Here is a 9978-nt window from a genome sequence, read left to right on the forward strand (position 1 = left end):
GGCGCCACCTATACCGGTATCTTGGTCAGGCCGGAGGGAGCCGGGCGATGAAGCAATTCTGGGGCAAATATCGCGGGACCGTCGTCGATAACGAGGATCCGCTGATGCTCGGCCGGCTTCAGGTGAGCGCCCCGATGGTGCTCGGCGAGGTGCTGACCGCCTGGGCGATGCCGTGCGTCCCCTATGCCGGGATGCAGGTGGGCTTCTACATGATGCCGCCGGTCGGCGCGGCGGTGTGGGTCGAGTTCGAGGGCGGCGAGCCCGACTATCCGATCTGGACCGGCTGCTACTGGCGCGAGGGCGAGCGCCCGGCCGAGGCCGAATTGCCGACCTCGCACATGATCCAGACAAGCTCGTGCAAGCTGCTGCTCGACGATTTGCCCGGCGAGGGCGGGTTCACGCTGACCGCGACCGATCCGGCGGTGGCGGTGCCGGTGACGGTCAGCGGATCGAGCTCGGGTATCACGATCGGCCTGGCCCAGGTCCGCATCGCGGTGACCGAAGCCGGCGTCACCATCGTCGCCGAACCCGGAAGCCTCGCGGTGACGGCCGAGGGCTTCACCATCGCGCATGGCTCGGCGACCGTCAGCGGCGTCGAGCCGCAGGTCACGATCAACGAGGGCGGGCTCACGGTGCTCTAACGCCTTGCCACCCCCCGCCCCGACCGCGTAACGGGCGGCTTCAGACCACCAACCGAGTCCCGCCCATTCGTCAGATCGCCGCCCTGCCGTATCGCACCGAAGGTCTGGCGATCGACGCGCCCGTCAGCATCCTGCTGGTGACCTCGCGCGAGAGCGGCCGCTGGGTGATCCCCAAGGGCAATCCCCCGCCCCATCTCGCCGCGCACAACGCCGCCTCGCTCGAAGCCGAGGAGGAGGCGGGGGTGCGCGGGCTCGTCTGCCCGACCCCGCTCGGCTCGTACCGTTACCGCAAGAAGCGCAGCAACGGCGCCTCGCTGATGGTCGATGTCGATGTGTTTCCCCTGTCGGTCAGCGCCGAACTCGTCTCGTGGAAGGAGGAATCGCAGCGCGAGCGCCGCTGGTTCACCCTGGCGGAAGCGGCCGACGCCGTGGACGAGCCCGACCTGCGCGACCTCATCCGCTCGTTCGGCCAGTCCGAATTCCGCGCCGCAACCCAGCGCAGCAATATCCTCACCGCCGTCGCCCAGAAATCGAAAGTCAACCACATGTTCGCCTGGTTCCAGCGCCTGTTGCCGAAGACCGGCAATTTCTTCGAGATGTTCGAGGCCCATGCCGTGACCGTGGCCGCCGGCGCGGATGCGCTCGCCCGGCTCGTCCAGGACGGCAATCGCGACCATATCCGCGAGGTGATCGAGCGCGAGCATGATGCCGACGAGATCATCCGCCAGATGCTGCGCACCGTGCGCGAGACCTTCCTTACCCCGTTCGACCGCAGCGCGATCACCGCGCTGATCGGCGCGATGGACGATGCGATCGACGAGATGCAGGCGACCGTGCTCGCGATCGATCTCTACGAAGTCACCGGCTTCGAGCAGGAGATGAAGGACATGGCCGCGATCGTCATCGACGCCGCGCGCCTCACCGCCGAGGCGATGCCGCTGCTCCGCGACGTCGGCCGCAACGGCAAGCGCCTCCACGAGCTCACCGAGCGGCTGGTCCGCATGGAGAGCCATGCCGACGAGATCCACCGCGCCGGCCTGAAGCGCGCGTTCAAGGAATTGGGGCCGACCGATCCGCTCAAATTCTCCGTCCAGCGCGAGGTCTACAAGCATCTCGAGCGGATCGTGGACGCGTTCGAGGATGTCGCGAACGAGATCGACGGCATCGTGATCGACCATAGCTGATGCACGAGCTTGCGTTTCCTTTGCTGGTCGGCCTGATCCTGGTCGCGCTGGCGTTCGACTTCCTCAATGGGCTGCACGACGCCGCGAACTCGATCGCGACGGTGGTCTCGACGCGGCTGCTCAAGCCCGTCCACGCGGTCGCCTTCGCCGCCTTCTTCAATTTCGCGGCCTATTTCCTGACGATTGTCTTCCCTTCCTTGCACAAGGTGGCGGAGACGATCGGCAAGGGGCTGATCGACAAGGACTTGGTGACCCCCGGCGTGGTGTTCGGCGCGCTGGTGGGCGCGATGTTCTGGAACGTCGTCACCTGGCTCAAGGGCATCCCTTCGTCGAGCAGTCACGCGCTGGTCGGCGGGCTGATCGGCGCGGGCGTCGCGCATGCCGGCGTCACGGGCATCCAGTGGACCGGGCTCAACAAGACCCTCATCGCGATCGTGCTCTCGCCGACGCTCGGCATGATCCTCACCATGGGCATCATGCTCGCATCGAGCTGGGCGCTGAAAGGCGCCAGCGCGCGCGGCGCGGACCGGACCTTCCGCTCGCTCCACCTCGTCTCGTCGGCTGCCTATTCGCTCAGCCACGGCCTCAACGACGCGCAGAAGACGATGGGGGTGATCACCGTGCTCCTTTATTCGACCGGCTATCTCCACGGTGATTTCGAGGTGCCGCACTGGGTGGCGATCGCCTGCTACATCGCGATCGCGCTCGGCACGCTCTCGGGCGGGTGGAAGATCATCGAGACGATGGGATCGCGCATCACCAAGCTCTCGCACCATCAGGGCTTCAGCGCCTCGCTCGGCGGATCGATCATGGTGTTCGCGGCGTCCTTGCTCGGCATCCCGGTCTCGACCACGCATACCATCACGGGCTGCGTGGTGGGCGCGGGAACCGCCCGGCGCGCCTCGGCGGTGCGCTGGGGCGTGGCGCGCAACGTTGTGATCGCGTGGGTGGTGACCATCCCCGCCTCTGCGACTGTCGGCGCGCTCTTCTACCTGCTGATCACGCTGTTCTGAGGCGCTGCCTCAGCTTCCCGCTTTCGTGAAGCCGTGCATGACGATCCAGCGGTAAAAGGCGTCGAACCAGCCCGTGCTGGTCGTCGTTTTCGGGTACATGCCAAAGCCGTGCCCGCCCTGCTCGTAGAGGTGGAACTCCACCGGCCGCTTCGCCGCGCGCCAGCTCTCGATCAGGCCGAAGCCCGAGTTTCCGAACAGCGGATCGTCGGCCGCCAGCGCGACGAACAGCGGGGGCGCGTCCGCCGGAACCGTCACGGCGGCGAGCGAGCCATAGATCGTGCCGATGAACGCCGGTTTGGCGTCCTCGCCCGCCAGCGTGGTCGCCATGGTCAGCATCGCGCCTGCGGAGAAGCCGACCATGCCGATGCACTTGGGATCGACCTTCCACTCGGCCGAGTGCGCCCGCACCAGCGCGAAGGCCGCGCGCGAATCGGCGATCATCGGCGCGATCCCGGCGAGCGCCTGTTCGGGCGTCGGCCGCGGCCGCGGCGGGCCGGAGAACATCTCCGCCATCGATTTCTGGAACCCCGGCATGTCAGGCGGCGTGGGGTTGAGCCGGTATTTGAGCACGAAGGCGGCAATGCCCCGCGCGGCGAGCGCCTTGGCGACGTCCCAGCCCTCATTCTCCATCGACAGCGTCCGGAAGCCGCCGCCCGGCGCGACGATCACCGCGGCGCCGGTCGCCTTGGCAGGATCGGGCAGGAAGGGCGTGAGCGTCGCGGTCGTCACGTTGCGGGCGAACACGCTGCCATATTGGCTGTGCCACGATTCGGGCGCGGTCTGGCCGGGCATCGGCCCGGTGCCGAGCACGATCGCGGTCGGCTGGGCCGGGGTCGCGATCGGCGTCATCTTGTCGTTCTGCGCCGCGACCGGCGCCGCCAGCACCGAGATGCCGAGCGCGAGCGCCGCGAGCGTAGCGCCGGCGCGGCGCGCCATGCGGATGGAAATCGTCATGCGGCAAGCTCCCCTTTGATGCGTTTCTCTGGTCAGCGTGGTGGCGGGACCGAGACGCCGGCGTCGGTCTGGACCACCGGCTTCATCGTTCCGTCGGCATTGTAGCGAAGATATTCGACCGTCACCGATCGGCGCCCGATCGCGCCATTCTGGTCGCCGATCGTTAGCGAGGCATTATGCAGGAAGATGTACCAGCCCCCCCGGAACTGGGCGATGCCGGGATGGATGGTGAAGCTGTATTTGCCCGATCCCGTCAGCAGCCCGCGATACGTCCAGGGCCCTGCGAGCGACGGCGCGGTCGCATAGGAGACATGCTCGTCACGCTGCGTCGAGCGGTCGAGCGAGGCATAGGTGAGATAGTAGAGCTTGCCGCGCTTATGCAGCCAGGGCCCTTCCTCGAAATGCGGCGGGGTGATCTCGGTGATCGGGCCGTCGATCTCGATCATGTTGGGCTTGAGCTTCGCGATATAGCATTGCCGGTTGCCCCAGGCGATCCAGCTCGTCCCGTCCTCGTCGGTGAAGACGGTGGGGTCGATATCCTCCCAGCTATGGGTGCCCTTGGGCGTCATCGCGTTGGTGATCAGCGCCGATCCTTTGGCATCGACGAACGGCCCGGTTGGGCTGTCCGACACCGCCACCGCGATCGCCTTGCCCGGATGCGTGCTGTCGTGCTCGACGGCGGCGTAGAACCAGTATCTGCCGTTCTTGCGGATCGTCTGCGAGGCCCAGGCATCCTTCTTGGCCCAGCGGAAATCGGCCACTTTCATGATCGGGCCGTGCGCGGTCCAATGCTTCATGTCCCTGGTCGAATAGACCAGCCATTCGCGCATGTTGAACATCTCGTCGCGCTGCGCCTCGTCATGCCCGACATAGAGGTACAGCGTGTCGCCGACGACCAGCGGGGCGGGATCGGCGGTGAACCTGTCGCGGATGATCGGGTTGGATCCCGGCTTCGCGCCATCCCCAGGGCTTGCCGGTGCTGCGGCGACAAGGGCCGACGCCGCGACCGCGATCAGACAATGACCGATCTTCACCGAGTGCGCCCCATTCACCCAAATACTCAGACCGTATCTGAACGTATTTGTGTTGAGGAAGCAACCCATTCTCCCAGGAAACTCGAATGATCGACTGATACCGGTTACCCAGCACGTAATTTATTGTACGAGTTATTATAACGAGCATGTTGGCGGCGCGAGAGCAGGCCGGCCGGCAACGGCCCTTGCAATGTAGGATTTGCCCTGCTTCCCTGGCCGCGCCGCCAAGCGCTTGCCGAACCGGCATCGAAGGTGGCGGCGCAGAAGGCCGGTTTTCGCGATATGGGTGCCAACCGTGTCAACCAGAGTGCGACCCGCCGAAACCGCCGATAGTGTGAAGCTAGTGTCAACTTACGACCGCAGGAGACGTCCCATGTCCACCAGCCCCTGGGCCCATCACAGCCGCAGCCCCGGCGTCGCCGACGATATCGATTTCGAGATCAAGGGGCAGGAGCTGCAGTTCGTCGAGATCGAGCTCGATCCGGGCGAAAGCGCTGTCGCCGAAGCCGGTGCGCTCGTCTGGAAGGATGCCAGCGTCGGCATGACCACCGTGTTCGGCGACGGCAGCGGCGGCGAGGGCGGGTTCATGGGCAAGCTGCTCGGCGCGGGCAAAAGGCTTGTGACCGGCGAGAGCCTGTTCACCACCGTCTTCACCCACAACGGATCGGGCAAGGCGCGGGTGGCGTTCGCGGCGCCGGTGCCGGGGGCGATCATCCCGCTCAAGCTCGACGAGATCGGCGGGACGCTGATCTGCCAGAAGGACGCGTTCCTCTGCGCCGCCAAGGGCGTGACGATGGGGATCGCCTTCCAGCGCCGGGTGATGACCGGGCTGTTCGGCGGCGAGGGCTTCATCATGCAGAAGCTCGACGGCGATGGCTGGGTGTTCGTCCAGTTCGGCGGGATGGTGGTCGAGCGCACGCTCGCGCCCGGCGAGGAGCTGCATGTCGATACCGGTTGCCTCGCCGCGCTGACGCCGTCGGTCGAGTTCGACCTGATCGCCGCGGGCGGGGTGCGCAGCGTGATCTTCGGCGGCGAGGGGCTGTTCTTCGCGCGGCTGCGCGGGCCCGGCAAGGTGTGGATCCAGTCCTTGCCCTTCGCGCGGCTCGCGGGACGCGTGATCGCGACGGCGATGCCCTCGGGCGGGCAGAATCGCGGCGAGGGATCGCTGCTCGGGCCGCTGGGCGATTTCATCGGGGGCAATAATTGAGCCTCAGTCCGCGCGATACGCCGGTGATCGAGACCGCGCGGCTGCGGCTGCGGCCGCGGCGCGTGGACGATGCCGAAGCGCTGCATCCCGCCTTCGCCGACTTCGAGACGATGCAATATTGGTCCAACGCGCCGTACGCCGATATCGGGCAGACCCGCGAAAACCTCGCCAAGACCGATCCGGCCTGGCGGAACTGGGCGATCACGCTCAAGGACAGCGACACCGCGATCGGGCTCGCCGCCGCGGGCGAGAAGCGGCAGGGCAATGTCAGCGAGATCGGCTATATGCTCATGCGCCCCTATTGGGGCGGCGGCTTGGCGACCGAGGCGGTGACGGCGTTGATCGACCAGATCTTTGCGGAAGGGCAGCGCCGCGTCGTCGCCGATACCGATCCGGACAATGCCGCCTCGCGCGCGCTGCTCGAACGGCTGGGGTTCACGCTCGAAGCCCGGTTGCGCGCCGAATGGGAGACGCATCTGGGGATACGCGACACCACGCTGTACGGACTGCTCAAGGCGGAGTGGGACCCTAGGGTGCGCTGAAGCCGACCGCCGAGCCGAGCAGGCCGATGAAGCGCCCGGTATCGACCGCAGCGTCCGGGTCGTTCCAGCTGGCGCTCAGCACATACCAGTCGCCATTCATTGCCTGGAGCAGATAGGTGCCGCTCACCACGCCCGGCTCCGATCCGCCCTTGAAGCCGACATAGCGCCATTTGCCCGCGGCGGCGGGGGGCACGCCGGGGTTGATCGCCAGGATCGCGCGCGCCTCGGCGCCGGGGCCGCTTTCGGTGTGACGGCGCAGCCAGTCCATGATGCGGACCATGTCGGCGGGGCTCGCATACCATTCGATGCCGATCATCACCGGCTTGCCGTCGGCGAACAGGCTCTGGTCGATCGCGAGGATCGGTTCGGCATCGAGCGCGGGGAGCATCGCGCGGCGGCCCGCCTCGGCGGTGGCGAGCCATTGGCGGCCGGGCTCGCCGCGATCGATGCCCTTGAGCTTGAACATCTCCAGCGTGGTGAGGAGCGGACGCATGCCCCCCGGGTTCGCCACGCCGACGACCGGCAGCATCGCCTCGATCCGCTCGCGGCCGAGCGTATGGATCAGGATGTCGGTCGCGCTGTTGTCGCTGACCGAGATCATCTTGGCGGCGAGTTCGCGCAGCGTCACCCGGGTGCCCGCCGGGCTCATGATATAGGCGCCGCCGGGGATCTGGAGCTTGCCGTCGAGCACCACCTCGTCGGTCCATCTGCGCTCGCCCGCTTCGATCGAACGGACCAGCTCGGCGAGAACGATGAGCTTGAAGGCGGAGCCGATCGCGAAGGGCCGCTCGGCATTGGCGCCGAGCATCGGCTGGGGCGCCCCCTCGCCGAGCCGCGCGATCGCATAGCCGGTCACCCCGTGGAGCCCGCGCAAGACCCCCAGCACCTCGTCCAGGCTCTTCTCCGGCCCGCTGAGCCCCGTGAAGAGCAGCCCGATCACCTGGTGCGGGGCATTGGAATCGATCGCGATCTTCCCCGTGACCCGGCCGTTCTGGAACCCCAGCGTGAACTCCGCCGCCCAGGGGCTGAACGGCGTGATCGATTCGATGCGCGTCACGGGACCGGCGCTCTGGATCATCGATCGGGTAAGCTCGGCGAGCTGCGCCTTGGTGACCTGCGCGCGGAAGCCGGGGGCGAAGAAGCCCTCGAAATCGCCCGTGCCCGCGACGATCCCGGGGAGTTCCGCGATCCGCGCCTTGAGCTGCTCCGAGGCTACCGGCGCGGCGGGCGCGACCTGGGCCGGGGCGGGGAGCGGTGCGAGCACGGCCAGCGTCAGCGCGGCGATCCAGGCGAACAGGCTGCGCATCGAAACCCTCTCCATCATGTCCCTCTACGTCGGTAGTCGGGGGCGTAGCGGGTTTCTTTCAATTTCAGGCGTCGATCACTTCTTCGTCGAGGCGCGCGGCATTTTCCTGGATGAAGGCGAAGCGGTGCGCGGGGTTGTTGCCCATCAGCCGGTCGACCAGGTCCTTCACCCCCGCGCGCTCCTCATACTCCTGCGGCAGGGTGATGCGCAGCAGGCCGCGGCTCGCGGGATCCATGGTGGTTTCCTTGAGCTGGTTCGGGTTCATCTCGCCTAGGCCCTTGAAGCGGCTGACTTCGACCTTCTTGCCCTTGAACAGCGTCTCCTCCAGCTCGGCACGCTGGATTTCGTCGCGGGCATAGGCGCTCTTGCTGCCCGAGACGAGGCGGTAGAGCGGCGGTTGGGCGAGGTAGAGGTGCCCCTGGCGGACCAGCTCGGGCATTTCCTGGAAGAAGAAGGTCATCAGGAGCGTGGCGATGTGGGCGCCGTCGACGTCGGCGTCGGTCATGATGATGATGCGTTCGTAGCGGAGATTGTCGGTGACGCAGTCCTTGCGCGTGCCGCAGCCCATGGCGAGGATGAGGTCGGCGATTTCCTGGTTCGCCAGAATCTTGGCGGAGGTCGCGCTCGCGACGTTCAATATCTTGCCGCGGATCGGGAGAATCGCCTGGGTCTTGCGGTCGCGCGCCTGCTTCGCCGAGCCGCCGGCCGAATCCCCCTCGACGATGAACAGCTCGGTGCCCGCGGGATCGTCCGCCGAGCAATCGGTGAGCTTGCCCGGCAGCCGCAGCTTGCGCGCCGAGGTCGCGGTCTTGCGCTTGACCTCGCGCTCCTGCTTGCGCCGCAGCCGCTCGTCCATCCGCTCGAGCACATAGCTCAGCAGCGCCTTGCCGCGGTCCATATGGTCGGCGAGGAAATGGTCGAAATGGTCGCGCACCGCGCGCTCGACGAGCGCCGCGGCCTCGGGCGAGGTCAGCCGGTCCTTGGTCTGCGACTGGAACTGCGGCTCGCGGATGAAGACCGAGAGCATCAGCTCGCTGCCGGTCATCACATCGTCCGCGGTCAGGTCCTTGGCCTTCTTGTTCCCCACCAGCTCGCCGAACGCGCGCAGCCCCCGGGTGAGCGCGGTGCGCAGGCCCTGCTCGTGCGTCCCGCCATCGGGGGTGGGGATGGTGTTGCAATACCAGCTATAGCTGCCGTCGCTCCACAGCGGCCAGGCCACCGCCCATTCGACCCGGCCCTGCTGCTCGCCCGGGAAATCCTGCGACCCCACAAAGAAATCGGCGGTCGCGCATTCGCGGCCCCCGATCTGCTCCTTGAGGTGATCGGCAAGCCCGCCCGGGAACTGGAACACCGCCTCCGCCGGGGTCTCGTCGCCGATCAGCGAGGCATCGCATTTCCAGCGGATCTCGACGCCCGCGAACAGATAGGCCTTGGACCGCGCCAGCTTGTAGAGCCGCGACGGCTTGAACAGCATCTCGCCGAAAATCTCGGCATCGGGGACGAAACTGACCGAGGTGCCGCGCCGGTTGGGCGTGCCGCCGAGATGCTCGAGCGGCCCCAGCGTCTTCCCCTGGCTGAAGCGCTGGCGATAGAGCTGGCGGTCGCGCGCGACCTCGACAATGGTTTCGACCGACAGCGCGTTGACCACGCTGACGCCAACGCCGTGCAGGCCGCCCGAGGTCGCATAGGCCTTGCCGTCGAACTTGCCGCCCGAATGGAGCATCGACAGGATCACTTCGAGCGCCGACTTGCCCGGGAATTTCGGATGCGGATCGACCGGCATGCCGCGGCCATTGTCGATGATGGTCAGCCGGTTGCCGGCCTCCAGCACGATCTCGATCCGGTTGGCATGCCCCGCCACCGCCTCGTCCATCGAATTGTCGAGCACCTCGGCGGCGAGATGATGCAGCGCGCGCTCGTCGGTCCCGCCGATATACATGCCGGGGCGCCGGCGGACGGGCTCGAGGCCCTCGAGCACTTCGATCGAGGAGGCGTCATAGGTGCCGGGCACGGCATTGGGGGACGCGAACAGGTCTTCGTCGGACATGGGGGGGGTATAGGGGGCGGGGAGTCGGGGAGGCAAGGGAGGGGGTGGGC

At 67.2% G+C, this 9978-nt stretch carries 9 protein-coding genes; 5 read left to right on the top strand and 4 right to left on the bottom strand.

The genetic code is table 11. From position 1 onward, the window contains the following. The first annotated feature begins 47 nt into the window (after positions 1-47). The 3 genes from OF829_RS15820 (at position 48) to OF829_RS15830 (ending at position 2838) form a co-directional block, all read left to right on the top strand. Complete coding sequence (locus OF829_RS15820; RefSeq protein WP_264941078.1) at positions 48-641, top strand: phage baseplate assembly protein V; 594 nt, start codon at positions 48-50, stop codon at positions 639-641. 65 nt (positions 642-706) lie between these two features. After that, the gene (locus OF829_RS15825; protein WP_264941092.1) at positions 707-1825 is read left to right on the top strand and encodes a DUF47 family protein; all 1119 of its coding nucleotides are present in this window, start codon (positions 707-709) and stop codon (positions 1823-1825) included. Next, entirely contained in the window at positions 1825-2838 is a 1014-nt protein-coding gene (locus tag OF829_RS15830; protein WP_264941079.1) for an inorganic phosphate transporter, read from the top strand. Before OF829_RS15825 ends, OF829_RS15830 begins: the two co-directional genes overlap by 1 nt. A 9-nt stretch (positions 2839-2847) precedes the next feature. Here the strand turns inward: OF829_RS15830 and OF829_RS15835 are convergent, their stop codons facing one another. Then, entirely contained in the window at positions 2848-3792 is a 945-nt protein-coding gene (locus OF829_RS15835; protein WP_406701440.1) for an alpha/beta hydrolase, read from the bottom strand. Between the two features lie 32 nt (positions 3793-3824). Then, entirely contained in the window at positions 3825-4826 is a 1002-nt protein-coding gene (locus OF829_RS15840; RefSeq protein WP_264941081.1) for a glycoside hydrolase family 43 protein, read from the bottom strand. 373 nt (positions 4827-5199) lie between these two features. Between OF829_RS15840 and OF829_RS15845 the strand changes: the two genes are divergently transcribed. Together OF829_RS15845 and OF829_RS15850 are read left to right on the top strand one after the other, a co-directional pair. Beyond that, complete coding sequence (locus OF829_RS15845; RefSeq protein ID WP_264941082.1) at positions 5200-6033, top strand: AIM24 family protein; 834 nt, start codon at positions 5200-5202, stop codon at positions 6031-6033. After that, positions 6030-6575 carry a GNAT family N-acetyltransferase gene (locus tag OF829_RS15850; RefSeq protein WP_264941083.1) on the top strand — a complete coding sequence of 182 codons (546 nt, stop codon included), beginning with the start codon at positions 6030-6032 and terminating at the stop codon, positions 6573-6575. Before OF829_RS15845 ends, OF829_RS15850 begins: the two co-directional genes overlap by 4 nt. Here the strand turns inward: OF829_RS15850 and OF829_RS15855 are convergent. Together OF829_RS15855 and parE are read right to left on the bottom strand one after the other, a co-directional pair. Beyond that, a complete protein-coding gene (locus OF829_RS15855) occupies positions 6562-7881 on the bottom strand; it encodes a class A beta-lactamase-related serine hydrolase (RefSeq protein WP_264941084.1) in 1320 nt (439 codons plus the stop codon). The two genes, OF829_RS15850 and OF829_RS15855, sit on opposite strands and share 14 nt — an antisense overlap. A 64-nt stretch (positions 7882-7945) precedes the next feature. Then, positions 7946-9928 (bottom strand): DNA topoisomerase IV subunit B, encoded by a 1983-nt coding sequence (gene parE, locus OF829_RS15860; protein WP_264941086.1) that lies wholly within the window; start codon positions 9926-9928, stop codon positions 7946-7948. Positions 9929-9978 lie beyond the last annotated feature (50 nt).

The sequence above is a fragment of the Sphingomonas caeni genome, assembly GCF_026013415.1.
GTDB classification, from domain to species: Bacteria; Pseudomonadota; Alphaproteobacteria; order Sphingomonadales; family Sphingomonadaceae; genus Sphingomonas; species Sphingomonas caeni.

Excerpts from the sequence above, each read along its gene's own strand:
- OF829_RS15820 (WP_264941078.1), top strand. The coding sequence starts at position 48 with ATGAAGCAATTCTGGGGCAAATATCGCGGGACCGTCGTCGATAACGAG.
- OF829_RS15830 (WP_264941079.1), top strand. The coding sequence starts at position 1,825 with ATGCACGAGCTTGCGTTTCCTTTGCTGGTCGGCCTGATCCTGGTCGCG.
- OF829_RS15835 (WP_406701440.1), bottom strand. The coding sequence starts at position 3,792 with ATGACGATTTCCATCCGCATGGCGCGCCGCGCCGGCGCTACGCTCGCG.
- OF829_RS15845 (WP_264941082.1), top strand. The coding sequence starts at position 5,200 with ATGTCCACCAGCCCCTGGGCCCATCACAGCCGCAGCCCCGGCGTCGCC.
- OF829_RS15855 (WP_264941084.1), bottom strand. The coding sequence starts at position 7,881 with ATGCGCAGCCTGTTCGCCTGGATCGCCGCGCTGACGCTGGCCGTGCTC.
- parE (WP_264941086.1), bottom strand. The coding sequence starts at position 9,928 with ATGTCCGACGAAGACCTGTTCGCGTCCCCCAATGCCGTGCCCGGCACC.